The organism is Paenibacillus prosopidis (assembly GCF_003337375.1).
GTDB classification, from domain to species: domain Bacteria; phylum Bacillota; class Bacilli; order Paenibacillales; family Paenibacillaceae; genus Pristimantibacillus; species Pristimantibacillus prosopidis.
In genome coordinates, this window is sequence record NZ_QPJD01000006.1 from 343,093 (window position 1) to 360,586 (window position 17,494).

The window sequence follows — 17,494 nt, forward strand, 5'->3', positions numbered from 1 at the left end:
TGTGAACATATGATGCTATACGGTTCCATACATCGGAGAGATCGGAGAGCCTATCAGACTAAGAAGATGGGAGAGCGGGTATGAATAACATTTTAGGCATTATGACACACCGGATTAAGCGCCCGGAAAATTTCCGCCGTCATGCAAAGTCCGCATTAGCAGAAAAATTTGGCGGCGTCATTATATACACTCCAAAGGATGTGAACCTGGAGCGGGGACAGATCCACGGCTGTGTGTATCAGGATGGCAGCTGGACCAGGAAAACGATCCCTTACCCTAAGATTAATATGGATATCGGTTTCTATCCTCCAGCGTTAGTTGGAAGAGCAACCCGTGTGAAAAGGAGCAAGCAGCTTCGCTTCACCGGTTACGGACTCGGCAACAAATGCAAAATTCAGAAGCACCTGCTTGGTTCCTCGGTTCTTCAGCCTCTCTTACTGCCAACCGAACAAATAAATAATGCGCAGCAGTTCATTGCATTTTTAAAGAAGCATGGAAGTATCATGTTGAAGCCGATTAATGGATGGGGCGGGAAAGGGATTATAAGGGTAACCACCCAGGATGACCATTTCTTGGTTCAAAGAGACGGCTCACGTAAGCTGAGCTTCTCGAATGATCGGCTAGGCACTTACATCAGGAGTGTATTAAAAAAAGGCCGGCATCTGATGCAAAAATGGATTGACATCCGAAACAAAAAGGGGAAAGTGTACGACATTCGCGCGCTCATGCAAAAGAAAGACGAAGGGGTCTGGCAAATGACGGGGATGGCCGTCCGCGAAGGAATGAAGGACAAAATCACTTCGAACATCAAGAGCGGCGGCGACGCTTACGGAGTAGCCGATTATCTGGAGAGAGAGTTCGACAGCGAGAAAGCGAAAGCTCTCACAAAATCCATTGTCGAGGTGGCGGAATACATTCCAGAATTCTTGGAAAAATCATACAAATCCGGCTTATCCGAGCTCGGGATCGATCTCGCCGTTGATACGACTGGCCGACTCTGGCTAATCGAGGTCAATATTAAACCGGGTAAAATGATTATAAAGCGATTGTACGGGAATAAGGCTTGGGAACAATGCCTTCATGTTCCCTTTCAATATGCTCGGAATTTGATGGGGAAAAACTGAAATAGAAGTAAAATAAATGACCCTTCATCCGTTTTTGCATGAGGCGAAAACCGGTGAAGGGTCATTTTCTAATGGAAAAAAATTGAAGCGGAGAAGAGTTTGGATATAAGTACCAGCGAAATTCCCTAGTAAAACTTGCTATTATAGGAATACATCCCACAAAAGGAGTTGGTTCATCTATGAAGAAGAAGATTATTGGTTTGACATTGGCATTATCATTAAGCACGACAGGAATGGCCTTTGCCGCAACAAATTACTCTACGTCCGAAGCCCTGGCCAAGTATAATAAGTACATAAATGCAGACAGTTATGTGAAAGATGAATTGTATAATGTGGCAGACTTCCGCAGCAAATATGCCAGCCTTAAAGGTACTTTGGCTTACAAGGTTGTTGAGCGCGCCATCTGGTATATGGAAAACGGTTACTTGATATATGGTCATGGTCATGATGCCTACGGCAAGTACGGGTATGAAGATTGTTCCGGATTCACACGCCTGGTTTTCGGCGACTTTGGCTACAATATTACGGGAACTTCCAGCAGCTATGATTCCGTCGGAACAAAGGTTGCAGGTGTCGGCAAGAAAAAAGTAGACGGCAAGTGGCAGCTGACCGGCATTGAAAATCTGCGAATCGGCGACATTTTGACGTGGCAGTCGACTGACCACATTTCCCACGTCGCTATTTACATGGGAACCAATCGCGAAGGAAAACCCGTGGTTATCGGAACAAAGGGAGAAAACAACCCTACCGCATTAGGAACGGTGGATGGCTGGTCGTATTGGTGGGGGGAGAAATTCCATTCCGCGAGACGCGTATTGCCTAATGCTGCTCTGAGCGGAATGGCAGGAAAAACCGAAAAAGCGCCTGTAATCCCGCAATCCTATGTACTTCCACCGCAGAAGGCCGTTCCTGCATGGACAAATAGTAGTGTACAACAATCGCAGCCGGCAGCGCAACAACCAGAAATTGTGAATCCGGATAACGAACAACAATCCGAGAAGCAATACGTTGTTACGAGGAAAGGGTGGGTTTCCCTTAAAGCGTCCGCCAGTTCAAGCTCAACCACCGTCGGAAGGCTGCAATTGGGTGAAAAAGCCGAATTGATCAAGAAAGCAAACAATTATTGGTATCAGGTTAAGGTAAATGGCAAGACCGTATACATAACAACAAACAGCACGTACACCAAGGTAATAACGGAATAGAAATCCGTCCCCCATAGGTATGAGCGCTATAACAGGTGCTCATGCCTTTTTTTTGTATGCCTACGGAGAATGCAGAATATGGGCGAATATCTAAAGCCGGACTAGTGCCCTGATCATATGATAATGTGCGGCTCTATGCTTTCTGCGAGCTTTATTATGATTAATGACTAGAGAACGGAGATGAATCATGAGTACGGACATTACGATCGCCGCGGTCGGAGATTTCTTGATGAAAACCAGGATTATTAACTCAGCTAAAGTTTCCGATGAACGGGGTTATTCTTTTGACAAAATATTTGATCAAGTCGCTCCGTACCTGCGCAACACCGACTTTACGATTGGCAATCTTGAAACCAACTTCGGCGGAACCGGGTCTGACAAACCAAGCCAGAAAACGATTGATGCCGTATACTCCGTAGTGAAGAGGCATCCTAAGACCGGTTGGCCCATGTTCAATTGTCCGGACCAGTTCGCCGGCACGCTAAAAAATCTCGGCTTTGATGTTCTTACTACTGCAAATAATCACTGTATGGATTGTGGGATCAACGGTCTCAAACGAACGTTAAAGGTGCTTGATTCCCATGGTCTGGCGCATACTGGAACTTACCGCTCACAAAGTGAGTCGCAACAATATTTGATTAAAGATGTCAAAGGGATTAAGATCGGTGTGTTAGCCTATACGAAGACAACCAATCGGATTCCTGTGCCCTCAGACCAAACTTGGGCCGTCAATTTAATTCAGCCAAGCAAAATTATTGCCGATATCAAGAAGTTAAAAGCCCAGGCGGCCGATCTCGTTATCGTATGCTTGCACTTCGGAAGAGAATACGGCATGTTTCCGAATGATCAACAAAAGAGTCTGATTCCACTATTATTTAAAAATGGAGCGGATATTATTCTGGGGGCTCATTCGCACGTGATCCAGCCTGCCTTATTCTACAAGGTAAAGGACAATACGGGAGTAAGCAAACAAAGGTTTGCGATCTACTCTTTGGGAAATTTCATTTCTACGCGGCTATATTGGAACGACCACACGCTAACTGGACTCATCACCCACATCCACATCCGGAAGAATGATGACGGAACGACGCAGATCATGAATGTAGAGTTTATTCCTACCTGGACACGCATCTTCAAATCCGGCGGCAGGAGTGAATTTCGGATATTGCCTTTGAAAGAGGCGCTGAATAAACAAGCGAGCAGCTATAGAAATGAATTGGACAGAATGAAGAAAATGTATGAGCATGTTAAGCGGCACATAAAACGAAATACTGAGGCTGCCGAATTGAAAGTGCTGTGACTGGCGTATAGGAAAAAAAGATCACCCCTAATCCCGCTTTGCGGGCTAGTAGGTGATCTTTAGGTCTTAATTGGATGATAGCGCTTACTGTATTAATTGTTTATCTACTTAATTACGCGTCTGGCTACAATAAATCTTTCTTTGTAATAGCTGCTCTTATAAATGTTTGAAATGATAACATCGCTCTTGCCGCTGGCATTGTGAATCATTTTTCCATCGCCGATGTAAATGCCGACATGCCCGACATCACTTTTATTCTTGGAACCGCCGTTCCATGTGAAAATCAAGTCGCCTTTTTTAAACTTACCCCATGAAACCTTCTGGCCTACTTTAGCTTGATCGTCATCATCTTTGTTAACAAGCTTTACGCCTACATTGGCAAGTCTGTATGCCAGGTACGTGAAGCCGGAACAATCTGTTTTATAGGGCGCGCGGGTTTCTTGTCTTTGTTTCCAGTTCACGTATTCAACCTTATTTTTCAGAGACAGTGCCGTTTTGACAAGCTTATTTCTTCTCTCTTCTACAGATGAGGCAGCTTCGACGCTCTGCAATAACGTGGTTGCTGGCAAGGTGACGGCTAGCATTAGGATTGCAATTTTTGTTTTCATTCCCTTTTTCATGTTGTTTCTCCTTTTGCTGGTTTTAAATTGAATGAGAGCGCTTACTGAACAATTTGCTTAACTACTTAATTACGCGTCTTGCTACAACAAATCTGTCTTTATACCAGCTGTTCTTATAAATATTTGTAATGATCACATCTCTACTGGAGTTAAGGTTGTGAATCATTTTTCCATCGCCAATGTACATTCCGACATGACCGACATTCTTCTTGTTTTTGCTGTTCAACCAGAAGAAAACCAGGTCGCCTTTTTTTAAGTTGCCCCATGAAACCTTCTGACCTACTTTAGCTTGATCGTCATCATCTTTATTAACAAGCTTTACACCGACATCTGCAAGTCTGTATGCAAGATACGTGAAGCCGGAACAATCTGTTTTATAGGGTGCGCGAGTTTCTTGTCTTTTTTTCCAGCTCACATAATCGACCTTATTTTTCAGAGAAAGTGCGGTTTGGACAACCTTATTTCTTTTGGCCTCTACAGATGATGCAGCCTGAGCCTCCTGCAATAATGAGGTTGCCGGCAAGCTGATGGCCAGCATTAAGATTGCGATCTTTGTCGTTATTCCCTTTTTCATGTTGTTATCTCTCCTCTTCGTTGGGTCTTAAGCCAAGTATAATTATATTAATAGGGGCAAGAAACCTTCAAAAATTGGTATAAAAATGTAACCGAAGAGTGTACAGTTTGGAAAAAGCCAGTCAGAATGCGGTTTATTTTCCTATTGGGGTAATCTAGCATTGCTGTATGAGTATTTTTTTACTTGTTACAGTCTCTAAGGTGTGTTAAAATGCGCAAATTATTTTGCGATCACCAATATCTATTTCTAACGTAATGTAGTAATAATAAATAATTAGTATAATTAACGATTTGGAGGATGCTCATGACTGTAGGCTCGCAGAAAGATATTGACGCTTTGAAGGAAATCGGCAGAATTGTTGCGTTGACGATGAATGAGATGAAACGGCAAGCACGAGTCGGAATGACGACGAAGGAATTGGATGAGCTCGGAGGGCGTATTTTGGAGAGCCACGGCGCAATATCCGCTCCGAAAAAGATATATAACTTTCCTGGCCATACATGCATCAGCGTTAATCATGAGGTTGCCCACGGCATTCCCGGAAATCATAGGTTTCAAGCGGGGGATTTAATAAACATCGATGTTTGCGCGGAGAAGGACGGCTACGTAGCGGATACTGGTCATTCTTTTCAATTGGAGTCTAATAACGATTCCTTGCAGCGCTTATGCGATTACACACACGAAACGATGATGAAGGTGATCGCGTCCTTGAAGCATGGTGTGAAAATAAATGAGATCGGCCGCATCATTCAGCACGAAGCGAAAAAGGGCGGTTATAAGGTCATTAATGATTTGTGCAGTCACGGGGTCGGCAAAGCGGTGCATGAATGGCCGCAAATTCAACCGGTATTCAATAAACGCGATAAACGTACATTGAAAGAAGGCCTGGTCATTACAATTGAGCCTTTCCTCTCGACCGGCGCAGAATTCGTTGTCCAGCAGCCGGATGGATGGACGCTGAGCACCCCCGATAATAGCTTCGCGGCACAGCATGAGCATACGATAATCATTACAAAGGATAAGCCAATCATTTTGACTGTAGCATAGCTATAGTACTAAGTGATTTTTGTATATCCCCATGCGGCAGGGGCCATACTGGTTAAAAACAAACCAGGTAATGGAAACAAGGTGAATTCAAGGTGACGAACAACTCCGGCGGAATGCCGCAAACGGGATCTGCAGAAGCAAATGGAACGTTAAAAGCAGGTAAGGAGCAATTAGACGAACAACCAAAGCTGCCGATATCCGGGCAGCTTTCTGAAAATGTTCGTCACCTTGAAACGGTATTCTCGATTAGCTCGGATATTATTTTCAAGCATTGGAATTACGGTCCGGAGATGCAATACTCGGCTTGTTCCGTGTATTATGAATCGCTTGTCCAAGAAGACACCGTTAATTATATGAAGATGACCCTTCAGGATCTTGTTACGCATGAGATCGGACCCGGCATGGAGGTCACGCCGCAGGATATCCGTTCTTTTTTCGAGCATGACGGAGTCTCCGGGAAAAAAACTATCGTTCTTGAGGATATGCATCTTGTGGTGGAACAAATATCGTATGGACGACTCGTGATCTTGTTTGATCAATGGGATAAAGTATTATCCTTTAAAGCACAGTCCGTTGAAACGAGACAGGTAAGCGAATCGGTCAACGAATCCGTGGTCCAAGGGCCTAGAGAGAGTACCGTCGAAAATTTACAGAAAAATTTAGGCCTGCTCCGTTTACGTCTAAAAACGCCGAAATTTAAAATTGAAATGATCACCGCGGGCGGAGAAACAAAAACGACTGTCGCTTACGGTTATATTGAAGATGCCGTTAGTTCGGAATTACTGGCGGAATTTAAAAAAAGAGTGGAACAAATCAAAGAACTTGAAATCTTGGAGACCTCATACATCGAGCAGATTATCGAGGACTCTACCTTTTCTCCCTTTCCGCAGCACCGGTATACGGAAAGAACAGATATGGCGGTGGCCGCCATGCTGGACGGAAAGATTGCCGTTTTGGTACAAGGCACGGGCGGCATTTTATTATGCCCGGGTCTTTTCACCGAGTTTTTTCAATCCAGTGAAGATTATTATCAACGTACGGTTATCGCTACCTTTGTTCGTTGGCTTCGTATCATAGCCTTTATCATAGCGCTGACGCTGCCCAGCATCTATATAGCTCTATCGACCTTCCATCCTGAGCTGATTCCTACGGTTTTGCTGCTTGCGGTTCTCAATGCGCGGGAAGGCATACCGCTGCCCGCATTTTTTGAAGCGCTACTGATGGAGTTTTTCTTTGAGCTGATGCGGGAGGCCGGGGTTCGGCTGCCTAGGCCGGTCGGTTCTGCCGTCAGCATCGTAGGAGCGCTTGTCATCGGGGATGCGGCCATCAGTGCCGGCATCGCTTCTCCCATTATGGTCATCGTCGTCGCTTTGACGGGCATCGCTTCATTCGCCATTCCGCAATATAATATCGCCATTTCATTAAGGATATTGCGGTTTCCATTAATGATTAGTGCGGCTATAATGGGGGGCTTCGGGATGATGATTTGTTTATTGTTTATTTTGCTCCATCTTTGTCATCTGCGCTCGCTGGGACAACCCTATCTGGCGCCGCTCGCTCCGTTAAGGATAGCCGAACTGAGGGACGTCGTATTAAGGGTTCCCTTGAAGGTGCTGCTTCGTTCTCCCCGGAACCTGCATAAGGATAAAGCAGCCAAGTAACTCTGCAATTATCTTCGAACGGAAAGAATGGGATATGATGAAAAAGTTCGCGATCCATCTTTTCCTAACAGCAATACTACTGGTTTCCCCAGGTTGTTGGAGCAAAAATGAGCTGACGGAACGGGGATTTGTTATGGGTGTTGCGCTTGATCAAGGAAAAGACGGTAAAATCGAAATGCTGACGCAAATCTACCGTCCTACTCCCGCCGAAGGTGCTAAAGGGACTTCAGCCGGGCCTGCAAGCACCAATATTTTGACGAGAGATGACTCCATAAACGAAGCGATACGCGATATTCCTGTTCATTTGGGAAGAAAAGCGCAGTGGAGTCATATGCGCGTCATTATTGTAGGAGAGAAGCTCGCCCAGTCTGTTAACATCGCCAAGCTCCTCGACCTTTTTTACAGGGATCATGAACCAAGAAGCACAGTATCCCTTATGATCGCGAAAGGATCTGCCAGTAAGATGCTTGAGAAGAAATCGCTAATCGAACAAACAACGGCTCAGCAGCTTTTGAGAGCGGAGGAATCCACCTACAATAATACCTCTAAAACGATTGATACCTCCTTGCTTGATTTAGTTAAACAGTTGAAGAGTGCCCACAGCGATGCTGTCGTGTCCTACGTATATGAAGACAAACAAACGAAGGATTTGTTTTCCGCAGCCGGTCTTGCTCTCTTGAAGGATGGCAAAATGACAGGGATTCTGCCTCCCAGTAAAGTAAAAGGCCTGATTATGCTCCGCAATAAATTTAGATCCGGCATTTTTGAAATACCATGCGAGGGCAGGAAGAATGAGATGGAGACAATCGAAATTCTGTCCTTGAATACCAAAGTTAAACCGAAGCTGAGTGGAAACAGGATAAGTGTAAGTGTGACGGTACAAGGGGAGGCCTCTACCGGAGAATTGAAGTGTTCGGCTATTGACAAACAACCAGATGAGGCTGCATTCGTACATAAAATGGAAGAAGAAATGAAGAATCAAATACGCAGCACGATACGATTTCTTCAAGTGAATAAAATAGATGTGATTGGCGTTGGAAATCATATCTATAGAATTCATCCCCAAACATGGGACGGCCTAAAGGAAACGTGGGATAAACAATTTGCGAAAATCCCTTTTGACATTCGGGTTGAATTAAAACTCATTACAAACGGGACCTCAACGGGTAAATCCGTTTTTTAATATCTAATAGTTGGAGGGCTTGCATTTGGCGGAAAGAATGGTTGTCCTAGCTGCTGCCTTCGGCATCATGACGCTGTTTGATTGGTATCTTTTGAGAAAAAAAATGACGAAGCAGGAGAAGGCCGTTTATTTCATCCTTCTGTTCATTTCTTTATATTTAGGTTTTGATTATGCAATAAATAAAAACTGGGCTGATATCTATGATGTGATCAACCCTGTTTTTGGCGGGGTGGCCAAAGCAATAGATGATTATTTGAATGTTAAATGATTGCGGTTGAGAGGGTAGAGGAGGGGAGAAACATCGGTAAACAAAATATTAATCATTTCCAAATGAGTGTCCTGTTTTTTGTTTTTATCACAGGCTCCTCCATTATCAATATTCCGGGTCCGCTTATAGGCAAAGCGAATAATGGCGCGTGGCTGTCTCTTCTCCTGTCAGGGGGGCTTGGACTCTGCGTCTTGTCGTGTGTTCTATTTCTGCACCGCCGCTTTCCGGATTTGACCTATGTGGAATACAGCCGCAAATTAATCGGGTCAGCGCTAACCATAGCCTTATCCGTGCTTACCCTTTCATTCCTTCTTCAAATGCAGACGGCAATCGTTGTGGATGTCGGATTATTTATGATTAGCTCCATGCTCAGGGAAACGCCGATGTATGTGTTTACTTTCTTGATTTTCGCTATTTCGGCGGCAACCGCCCGTGCCGGAATTGAGACGATGGCTAGAATGTTTACACTGATCACGGCATTAACGGGCTACCTAATCGTATTCGTATTATTGCTCGGCATTCCAGATTATGATCCGTCTCTGCTGTTACCTATTTTACCTAAGGGAATCAAGCCGGTCCTTCATGGGGCCTATATGACCTTCGGTTTTCCTTATGTCGAAGTTTTTATATTTTCGATGCTGCTTCCGTTTGTCAACAAGAGCTCATCAAAGAAATTACCTAGGGCGATGATACTAACATTGGTGCTGAATATTTTTACATTGTGCGTGACCACACTGTGCGCGATCATGATTTTCGGGCCCTATGCAGGGGAGAGACCGTATGTTCTGTTTTCATTTGCACGCGTCGTCGAGTTTCAGGAGATTATTCAAAGAATTGAGTCCATTATCGGCATGGCGCTCATCCTGGGTTCTTTCATGAAAACAACGATTACCTTGTACGTGCTGAGCCTGTATCTAAAGCAGCTGTTCCATTTTAAGGATCATCGCACGTTTGTCATGCCTTTGGCCATGATCGGTTTTCTGATGGGACTCGTAGGTTTTGACAGTCCTTCGGAGTGGGGATTCATCGTTTCCGCTATCCATCCGGTATGGGCAACTGCCGCATTTGTTTTCCCGTTGCTGCTGCTGACGATTGTTGCGTTATTCAAGAAAAAGGAGCAGACAACGGAAATTCACTGATAACTTCATACATCGGAGAGGCATGCATATGGGTTTGCATCAGGACGAAGCGGTCGGCTTCCCATTCGACTCCGGCTGGAGCGTCAGCCGTCGCTTCGATTGGCATTTCCCCGCCGCCGGCGAATCCTCTAGCCAGCGTTATGTGCGGAGTATAAGGACGGTCCTCCGGTTCGAAGCCAAGGGAGCTTGTCGCCTTGGTAACCGCCATGTGGAGTGAGGTTAATCCTTTCAGATCGCCGGTAAGAGCTGCCCAGAGAACGCGGGGAGTCTTCGGCGGACCGAAGGTGCCTGCTCCGTTCAAAGCTAAAGCAATAGATGCTGCCCTAACTTCCCGAAGCGCGGCTTGCAGCGCTTCGGTCCTAGAAACCGGCGTATCGCCTAGAAACTGAAGCGTAATATGGTAATCCCGCTGATGGACCCATTTTCGAAACGGGAGCCATTCTTTATGGGCAAGCGTCCAATCTTGCAATTTCTCCATAATAGGCCCCGGTATAGGAACTGCAACGAACAAGCGTATAGCAGGAGCTTTCTTTTGATCCATTGATTTTAACCCCATTCTCTATTTCAAGAATACTCATCCTTTTCAGTATGTAACGATAGGCGCCGAAGTAAACCAAATATCCCGAAAACGAACCCATCCGAGCGACTCCAGCGATATACCGCGGACAGACGGATGGAAGGCGGTCTTCAGGTGCTTACGGTAAAGGAACAGCAAGCTGTTCCTCTCTTTGAGCTGCGTTTCGATTTGTCTGAAAATAGATATTCTGAGCTTATAATCGGGTTCAGACATGATAAGGCGGATGCTGTGCTCCAGCATGTCATTTATATCCGGCAGCGCATGCTGCTGCATGCTCCGGTACAGATCGATTAGCCGCAGCTCGCGGTGCTCGTCCAGCATGATGGCGAAGAGGAGGAGATCAGCCTGCATTCGGGCAGCACCCTTAAACTCTTCCGCCGGGATGAGTTTAATTTCAAGCGGAATGCCCGACTTTGCGCATACCTGTTGAAGGATTGCGGCATCGGCTTCGTATTGCGGAATCGTTGCGAGGACAAGCGTCTCCCCGTTATAACCAGCGGCAGTCAGCCTCTTATTGACCGCTATCAAATCCTTGGCAGTCTCGCTTTGGCGCCTCGGCTCCTCCGGTTCCGGCCAGAAGCTGTCAACGCCTTCAATGACATCCCCCGATAACAGCTCCAGCAAATAAACCCTGTCAATCGCATAATCAACCGCTGCGCGTATGGCGGAATTTGCAAGGAGGCCATCCTTCAGCTCATTTACGGTAATAAACTTGCATGTCATGCCGGACTGGCGGACCTGCTGCCATTGCGCTGCTGCCATATCGGACAATCTCACATTGTGCATCACTTGGAACGTCTTCAGCTCTGCCGCCGGTTCATTTCGGTGCCCCTCCGACAATGTCCACACTTCAACCCGGTCCAGAAAGGCCCGCCCTTGAAAATAAGGCACAAAAACCTCCAGTATCCATACGCCTTGTTCATTTCCCGCCAGCCGGAACGGACCTGTTCCAATAGGCTTGTTGGCAAATTGCCCGCCCGCGGCCTCGCATGCATCCTGAGGCACGATGGAGGCGCGATTAGTCGTCAAAAAAGCTAAAAACGCTTCGTTTCGCTCAGCTAATTGAATCCGTATCGTCGTATCATCCGGCGTATCCATCGATACGATATCCGCATAGACCCAGCTGTATAGACCATGCGGCGCCAGCTTCTTGAGCCGTTCCAGCGAATACTTGACGTCTGACGAATCCAGCTCCCGTCCATGATGAAACAGCACCCCTTTGCGCAAATAAAAGGTCCACAGCGTGCGGGAGGCATCGACTTCCCACGCATGGGCGAGATGCGGCGTAATGACCTCACCCTTCGGGTCCATGCGCACAAGGCCGTCAAACAGCTGATTGACGAGATGGGACTCTCCCGTATAATGGATAGCTGCCGGGTCTAAGGAATAGATCGATTGCGGCAGAGGAAAACGCAAAATATCGGTACGCCTTTTTCCTTGAACCTCGGAATGAAAGCCGAACTGGCCGGACAGCCATTCCTGAAACTGATCTCGAAGCTGTGGAGCTTCCTCCATCTGCTGAAGAAGCTCGAGCGCTGAATGCAAATCTTGTTTTTGAACCATTTCCTGCGCTTCCTGCAGAGCAATCTGTTCCTTACTCATTAAGAAGGTCAGATGGGATCTATTTCCCCGGCCCCTCTTAGGTGTCCAGGTTAACCACTGTTCCTGCTGCATCCGCTTCAACAGCAATACCATATTCCGATGTGTGCAATCGAGCAAATTTGCGAGCTCCTGCGTCGTCACTTCGAGTGGGATATTCTCTTGAACGCTTGGAAATGAACGCCTGATCGCCAAATAATGCCGACGTATTTTCATGCAAAACGCTCCCGACATAAAATATGAAATTTTCCATTTATAACTTACACTTTTTGTTCTTGTTTTCTAGGTTACAATAAAAGGAGGAAATTAACAAATCGCGTATAGAGATAGATATGACGGAGCAAAGATTGCTTCACAAAACGTTTAGGAGTGAGTCGTATGAGAGATCCGGCGCCATGGCAAAAAAGGTATGAAAGAATGCTTGTCCTTGCCGTTTTGTTCGGTTTAGTGAGCCAGTATTTGTTCGTGGGAGCAGCTGCGGGTATTTCGGTTGTGTTGTTTGTAGCAGGGTTTTATGGTCTGTTCTTTTATGCCATTAAAGGAAGAATGGGCGGGTTTGAAAAGTGGCAAGGACAAATGAGTTCGGGTTGGATCCTGTTCATTCCGATTTTGCTGCTGACACTGACCTATGCTCTATTTGCCAACCAACTGTTTCGGGTGCTGAACGTTTTTGCCCTGTTTGCCCTAATTATTGCGCAGACGGTGCTTTTGACCCGAAGCAGCGTGCAGCCGTGGTATCGGTCGAAGTTTTATTCGGAAAGCATGTTTCTCGGCATCGTAAAGCCGTTCTCGTATATTACTGTACCATTCAGTCTATTTAACAATCGGCTCAAGGCACGCGGAACAGGGGCTACAAGAAGCAAACTGGCCAAAATGCTGCTTGGACTAGTGATCGCCGCACCTCTTCTCCTCGTCGTTATTTCTTTGCTCGCATCGGCCGACGAAATTTTTCTTTCGTGGCTAAATGAAATTCCGCATGTACTGGATCTCTTTTCATTCGGAGATGGAATCGTTCGAATAGGAGCCGCGGCGATTATTGCTCTCTACGCTTTCTGCTACATATGGGCGCTGCTTTTTCACAAATCAACAGATAACGCAAAGAGCTTGCCTGCACCTGCGGAAGGCGACAGTTCTAAAGAGAGCGGGCGGATCGAATTTGATCCCATTACCGCAGGCACGCTGCTCGTAAGCGTCAATTTCGTTTACGTGCTGTTTGTGGTCATTCAATTCTCGTATTTATTCGGCGCAGCAAACGGCTTATTGCCCCAAGGGGCTGCTTATGCCGAATATGCGCGAAGAGGCTTCGCGGAATTAATTATGGTCGCGCTCATTAATATAGGCCTGCTGATTTGCGGCCTTCATATGATTCGGCGAACAAGCAAGCTGGCGGAATGGATTCGCAAGCTGTCACTCAGTCTGTTAATCGGCTGTACCATTGTTATGCTCATCTCCGCCTATAGCCGGCTGGCCTTATACGAGGAGGCTTACGGCTATACGCAGACCCGGCTTCTGGTTCACGGGTTTATGGTGTTTTTGGGCGTGCTGCTTATTATTGCGATGCTTCGCATTTGGAAGGAAAGCTTCTCCATGGCAAAAGCCTATATTTGTATATCGATTATCGCTTACGTCATGATGAATTACGCTAATTTGGATGCACGTATTGCAGCTCAAAATATGGAGCGGTTTGAGCGAACGGGTGCGATCGATATTGCTTATTTAGGCGTGCTGTCAGCTGATGCGGCGCCTACGCTGCTGAAGCTGCATGCCAAGCATCCTAATCTGGACGGATTATCCGAAGTGATCGAAGAACTGAGGAGCGAAGCCCGGGCCCGTCACAAGTGGCAGTCGTGGAACTGGTCGGAGCAAAGGGCGAAGTAATGTAATGTAGGCGGGGCAGCAGGAGCTGAGCCGATTGACCAACCAAACAACACAGATTACAGTCGAAGACAGCTGGCATTCCATACACATTCATAAGCCCAGTGCTGTAATTAGCGCCGTAAAAAGTTTATTGCGTTAGCGGTCGTTGAAACGATATAAGCTGCTGTTGCATGATGGAGCTCCGTAGCATGGATAACAATGGGATTCCCTATATTGTTGCACATTATACAACATTACTGCTCCAGCAGCAGTGGTTCCTTCGGAAGCTATCACTATTAATCGGCTGTACCATTGTCATGCACATTTATTTTGATAATATATCCCAGAAGGAGGGAATGTCCCAGGTGAGAAAGAGATCAAAGAAGATCATACTTTATATTTTTATTGCGGTTATAGCCATAGTTGCGTTTTCCTATTACCAAAATAATGCTCTCAGCGTTACAAAGTTTCGTATCAGCTCGGATAAGCTGCCGAACGGCTTTGATTCCTATCGAATCGTACATTTGACGGATATACATAGCAAGTCTTTCGGTAAGAATCAGTCCAATTTGGTCCGAAAGGTAAAAAAGCTGAAGCCTGACCTTATAGCCGTTACCGGCGATTTAGTCGATAGAAGAAAATACAATGCGGAAGCTAGCATTATCCTCATGCGGGAAATGACCAAATTAGCTCCTGTCTATTATGTGACTGGAAACCACGAGTGCTGCAGGAGCAAATTCGAACCGCTAGGGAAACAGCTAAACGAGCTTGGCGTTCATGTCATGCGAAAAAAGAGTGAATTCATTAAGCTCGGACAGGGCGAGATCCGTATCGCTGGAGTTGATGATCCAACCTTCAATCAGCACGCTGACGGTAATGCCGCTAAGCTGAATCAGCATATCGGTGCCGCTCTAGGGACCGGAACCTCCGATGCGTTCACCATACTCCTATCGCATCGGCCGGAGCTCTTTTCGGTGTATGTGCAAAATAAGATGGATCTGACCTTCTCAGGCCATGCGCACGGAGGACAAGTCAGGCTGCCCTTCGCTGGCGGACTGATTGCGCCCGGTCAGGGCTTCCTGCCGAGGTATGATGCGGGTAAATACGTAGAAGGGGATTCCACTCTGATTGTAAGCAGAGGATTAGGCAACAGCATTATCCCGCAAAGGCTGTTTAATCGTCCGGAAATCGTAATGGTGGAGCTAACGCCCCAGTCGCCCCCGAACGAATAGAAGACAAAAAGAGACCCGCAGCATCGGTGCTGCGGGTCTTCAATATATATATTACAAAAGGGGGTTGTGTTTATTATAGGTTTGTTTCATTAAAATGAGATGTAAATTAGATTTCAAGTTTATTACAAATAAATGGAATTACTTGAATCCCCGTCATATAGACAACAAGCTTTGAATAGACTTGTCTAAAGCAGCAAACTTGTCCGTTTATCCAGAGAGGATGGATGCAACTATATGGAGAAAGCAGATCTGGACATTGCCATATTGGGATTAGGCACGGCTGTGCCGCCTTATCGGATTGATCAGGCCGATACGGCACGAAGATTAACCGAAGCGCTGTCGGATAAACCCGACTCTGCACGCTGGGCGAGAAGAATATTTAAGCAGTGCGGGGTGGAGAGCCGTTACACCTGCGAACCCAACCTGCTCGAGGCTGCCGTCGATTGCCGCTATTTTCCGCAAACATCAGCTGCAGATGCTCCTTCGACCGCGGAGCGCATGCGCATATATAAGAGGGAATCCGTACCTTTAGCGCTGACTGCAGCAAGACAAGCTTTATCCGATGGGGGGGTTGATGCTGCTGACGTTACACATCTTATCACGGTTAGCTGTACCGGCCAGTTCCTTCCCGGAATGGATGCGGCTTTGGTTCAGCAAATGGGACTGGCTCCTACCGTAACCCGGATTCCGCTTAACTTTCTTGGATGCGCTGCCGGCTTAAAGGCCGTTTGCTTAGCGCGGCAAATCGTATCAAGTACCACAGGGGCGAATGTATTGATCGTTTGTGTGGAATTATGCACGCTGCACATACAGCCCTCCGGCGACCGGGAATCCTTATTCGCCGCTTCGTTTTTTGGCGACGGGGCTTCGGCCTGTGTCGTAGGTGCAGCCGGACCTGCGCACAGAGCGATCTTTCAATTAGGTAAAGAGCATTCTGTCCTGCTTCCTGATTGCGCCGATGAGATGGTGTGGGAGTTAGGCAATTATGGCTTCGATTTGTATCTTTCACCGCAAATTCCCAAGCTGATCGGAGATCTCATTCCGGCAGAGGTCGAGCGGCTATGCGGCGATCATAAACCGGCGTTATGGGCGATACATCCGGGAGGCCGGGGCATCGTTGAGAGCTTGCAAACGAGATTTGAGCTTACGGACGAACAAGTGGCGCCGAGTCTCGGCGTTCTCCGCGATTACGGTAACGTATCCTCTGCGACGATTCTTTTTGTATTAGAGGCGATTAGGAATCAGCTGAGAGAAAACGGATCGGAACGGGCCAGCGGCATAGCTTTGGCGTTCGGGCCGGGTCTGACCGCTGAGATGATAGAAATTTCTTATGTCCCAACCATCGTGGGGCAGGAACAGATTGCAGGCGGAGCTTATGCCTAGAGGACTGAAGGAGCGGGCGAATGCTCCCGAATTGATGGATGACTTTTCGAGCGGAGGCGTAGAGCTTCGGGAGGCGTTACGGCATCTTCGGCTGTTGAACCGGATATTTGCGGCCGCCGCTCCTACAATACATGGCGTTCGGCGATTATGGATGGAAGCGGACAAGCCGCGGCGGTTGTCCGTCCTGGATGTCGGAGCGGGATCCGGTGACGTGAACCGGCAGCTGCTGCAATGGGCGGATGCGCAGCGAATTGAGCTTAGCATTACGCTCGTGGATCTAACCGAGGAGGCTTGCGAGGAGGCTAGACAGCTCTTTCGTAACGAGCCTCGCATTCAGATCATGCGCGGCGACTTGTTTACGCTTGCGGAAGCATGCGCGGATATCGTTACGGGAACGCAGTTCGTTCATCATTTTAACGCAGATGAGCTGCCATCCGTTGCCCGGAGCATGCTAAAGGCATCACGTATAGGCATCGTCATTAATGACATCCATCGGCACTGGATTCCGTGGACCGCGGTGTGGCTTACAACACGAGTCGTTTCATCCAACCGTTATATATTGAACGACGGACCGCTATCCGTAGCAAAAGGCTTTCGTGCGGCGGATTGGGAACGTCTCGGGAAAGCGCTTGGGCTGACCGATATGTATTATGCTTGGAGACCGCTGTTTCGTTACGCCGTCGTCATCGGGAAGACTGGGTCAAAATCAATTAGCGGAGTTGAGTAGG

General features: G+C 47.0%; 16 protein-coding genes. 12 read left to right on the top strand and 4 right to left on the bottom strand.

Annotation, left to right across the window (positions count from 1 at the left end; translation table 11 throughout):
• Nucleotides 1-80 precede the first annotated feature (80 nt).
• The 3 genes from DFP97_RS11705 (at nt 81) to DFP97_RS11715 (ending at nt 3,626) form a co-directional block, all read left to right on the top strand.
• Nucleotides 81-1,124 (top strand): YheC/YheD family endospore coat-associated protein, encoded by a 1,044-nt coding sequence (locus DFP97_RS11705; protein WP_114380156.1) that lies wholly within the window; start codon nt 81-83, stop codon nt 1,122-1,124.
• Between the two features lie 179 nt (nt 1,125-1,303).
• On the top strand, nt 1,304-2,326 hold the full coding sequence (locus DFP97_RS11710) for a C40 family peptidase (protein WP_245976124.1): 1,023 nt from the start codon (nt 1,304-1,306) through the stop codon (nt 2,324-2,326).
• A gap of 187 nt (nt 2,327-2,513) precedes the next feature.
• Complete coding sequence (locus tag DFP97_RS11715) at nt 2,514-3,626, top strand: CapA family protein (RefSeq protein ID WP_114380157.1); 1,113 nt, start codon at nt 2,514-2,516, stop codon at nt 3,624-3,626.
• A gap of 104 nt (nt 3,627-3,730) precedes the next feature.
• Here the strand turns inward: DFP97_RS11715 and DFP97_RS11720 are convergent, their stop codons facing one another.
• Both DFP97_RS11720 and DFP97_RS11725 read right to left on the bottom strand, forming a co-directional pair.
• On the bottom strand, nt 3,731-4,246 hold the full coding sequence (locus DFP97_RS11720; RefSeq protein WP_114380158.1) for a C40 family peptidase: 516 nt from the start codon (nt 4,244-4,246) through the stop codon (nt 3,731-3,733).
• A gap of 61 nt (nt 4,247-4,307) precedes the next feature.
• On the bottom strand, nt 4,308-4,820 hold the full coding sequence (locus DFP97_RS11725) for a C40 family peptidase (RefSeq protein WP_114380159.1): 513 nt from the start codon (nt 4,818-4,820) through the stop codon (nt 4,308-4,310).
• Nucleotides 4,821-5,123: 303 nt separating this feature from the next.
• Here DFP97_RS11725 and map point away from each other — a divergent pair, with 303 nt between their 5' ends.
• The 5 genes from map (at nt 5,124) to DFP97_RS11750 (ending at nt 10,118) form a co-directional block, all read left to right on the top strand.
• Nucleotides 5,124-5,867 (top strand): type I methionyl aminopeptidase, encoded by a 744-nt coding sequence (map, locus tag DFP97_RS11730; RefSeq protein WP_114380160.1) that lies wholly within the window; start codon nt 5,124-5,126, stop codon nt 5,865-5,867.
• A gap of 92 nt (nt 5,868-5,959) precedes the next feature.
• Complete coding sequence (locus DFP97_RS11735) at nt 5,960-7,528, top strand: spore germination protein (protein ID WP_342773267.1); 1,569 nt, start codon at nt 5,960-5,962, stop codon at nt 7,526-7,528.
• A gap of 34 nt (nt 7,529-7,562) precedes the next feature.
• Nucleotides 7,563-8,711: a Ger(x)C family spore germination protein gene (locus DFP97_RS11740; RefSeq protein WP_114380161.1), complete on the top strand. Its 1,149-nt coding sequence runs from the start codon at nt 7,563-7,565 to the stop codon at nt 8,709-8,711.
• A gap of 25 nt (nt 8,712-8,736) precedes the next feature.
• On the top strand, nt 8,737-8,979 hold the full coding sequence (locus DFP97_RS11745) for a hypothetical protein (protein ID WP_114380162.1): 243 nt from the start codon (nt 8,737-8,739) through the stop codon (nt 8,977-8,979).
• Nucleotides 8,976-10,118 carry a GerAB/ArcD/ProY family transporter gene (locus tag DFP97_RS11750; RefSeq protein ID WP_114380163.1) on the top strand — a complete coding sequence of 381 codons (1,143 nt, stop codon included), beginning with the start codon at nt 8,976-8,978 and terminating at the stop codon, nt 10,116-10,118. The genes DFP97_RS11745 and DFP97_RS11750 overlap by 4 nt, the downstream gene beginning before the upstream one ends.
• Here DFP97_RS11750 and thpR read toward each other — a convergent pair.
• A complete protein-coding gene (gene thpR, locus DFP97_RS11755; protein WP_114380164.1) occupies nt 10,084-10,659 on the bottom strand; it encodes an RNA 2',3'-cyclic phosphodiesterase in 576 nt (191 codons plus the stop codon). The genes DFP97_RS11750 and thpR overlap by 35 nt on opposite strands.
• A 42-nt stretch (nt 10,660-10,701) precedes the next feature.
• Nucleotides 10,702-12,510, bottom strand: a complete 1,809-nt coding sequence (locus DFP97_RS11760) for an ABC transporter substrate-binding protein (protein WP_181873475.1) — start codon at nt 12,508-12,510, stop codon at nt 10,702-10,704.
• Between the two features lie 162 nt (nt 12,511-12,672).
• Here DFP97_RS11760 and DFP97_RS11765 point away from each other — a divergent pair, with 162 nt between their 5' ends.
• The 4 genes from DFP97_RS11765 to DFP97_RS11780 all read left to right on the top strand — a co-directional run bounded on the left by DFP97_RS11765 (nt 12,673) and on the right by DFP97_RS11780 (nt 17,493).
• Entirely contained in the window at nt 12,673-14,172 is a 1,500-nt protein-coding gene (locus DFP97_RS11765; RefSeq protein ID WP_114380166.1) for a DUF4153 domain-containing protein, read from the top strand.
• A gap of 344 nt (nt 14,173-14,516) precedes the next feature.
• The gene (locus DFP97_RS11770) at nt 14,517-15,383 is read left to right on the top strand and encodes a metallophosphoesterase (RefSeq protein WP_114380222.1); all 867 of its coding nucleotides are present in this window, start codon (nt 14,517-14,519) and stop codon (nt 15,381-15,383) included.
• Between the two features lie 234 nt (nt 15,384-15,617).
• On the top strand, nt 15,618-16,766 hold the full coding sequence (locus tag DFP97_RS11775) for a type III polyketide synthase (RefSeq protein WP_114380167.1): 1,149 nt from the start codon (nt 15,618-15,620) through the stop codon (nt 16,764-16,766).
• Nucleotides 16,759-17,493: a methyltransferase domain-containing protein gene (locus tag DFP97_RS11780; protein WP_114380168.1), complete on the top strand. Its 735-nt coding sequence runs from the start codon at nt 16,759-16,761 to the stop codon at nt 17,491-17,493. The genes DFP97_RS11775 and DFP97_RS11780 overlap by 8 nt, the downstream gene beginning before the upstream one ends.
• Nucleotide 17,494: the final 1 nt, after the last annotated feature.

Excerpts from the sequence above, each read along its gene's own strand:
- DFP97_RS11705 (WP_114380156.1), top strand. The coding sequence starts at position 81 with ATGAATAACATTTTAGGCATTATGACACACCGGATTAAGCGCCCGGAA.
- DFP97_RS11710 (WP_245976124.1), top strand. The coding sequence starts at position 1,304 with ATGAAGAAGAAGATTATTGGTTTGACATTGGCATTATCATTAAGCACG.
- DFP97_RS11760 (WP_181873475.1), bottom strand. The coding sequence starts at position 12,510 with ATGAAAATACGTCGGCATTATTTGGCGATCAGGCGTTCATTTCCAAGC.
- map (WP_114380160.1), top strand. The coding sequence starts at position 5,124 with ATGACTGTAGGCTCGCAGAAAGATATTGACGCTTTGAAGGAAATCGGC.
- DFP97_RS11720 (WP_114380158.1), bottom strand. The coding sequence starts at position 4,246 with ATGAAAAAGGGAATGAAAACAAAAATTGCAATCCTAATGCTAGCCGTC.
- DFP97_RS11725 (WP_114380159.1), bottom strand. The coding sequence starts at position 4,820 with ATGAAAAAGGGAATAACGACAAAGATCGCAATCTTAATGCTGGCCATC.
- DFP97_RS11775 (WP_114380167.1), top strand. The coding sequence starts at position 15,618 with ATGGAGAAAGCAGATCTGGACATTGCCATATTGGGATTAGGCACGGCT.
- DFP97_RS11780 (WP_114380168.1), top strand. The coding sequence starts at position 16,759 with ATGCCTAGAGGACTGAAGGAGCGGGCGAATGCTCCCGAATTGATGGAT.
- DFP97_RS11750 (WP_114380163.1), top strand. The coding sequence starts at position 8,976 with ATGATTGCGGTTGAGAGGGTAGAGGAGGGGAGAAACATCGGTAAACAA.
- DFP97_RS11740 (WP_114380161.1), top strand. The coding sequence starts at position 7,563 with ATGATGAAAAAGTTCGCGATCCATCTTTTCCTAACAGCAATACTACTG.
- DFP97_RS11765 (WP_114380166.1), top strand. The coding sequence starts at position 12,673 with ATGAGAGATCCGGCGCCATGGCAAAAAAGGTATGAAAGAATGCTTGTC.
- thpR (WP_114380164.1), bottom strand. The coding sequence starts at position 10,659 with ATGGATCAAAAGAAAGCTCCTGCTATACGCTTGTTCGTTGCAGTTCCT.
- DFP97_RS11715 (WP_114380157.1), top strand. The coding sequence starts at position 2,514 with ATGAGTACGGACATTACGATCGCCGCGGTCGGAGATTTCTTGATGAAA.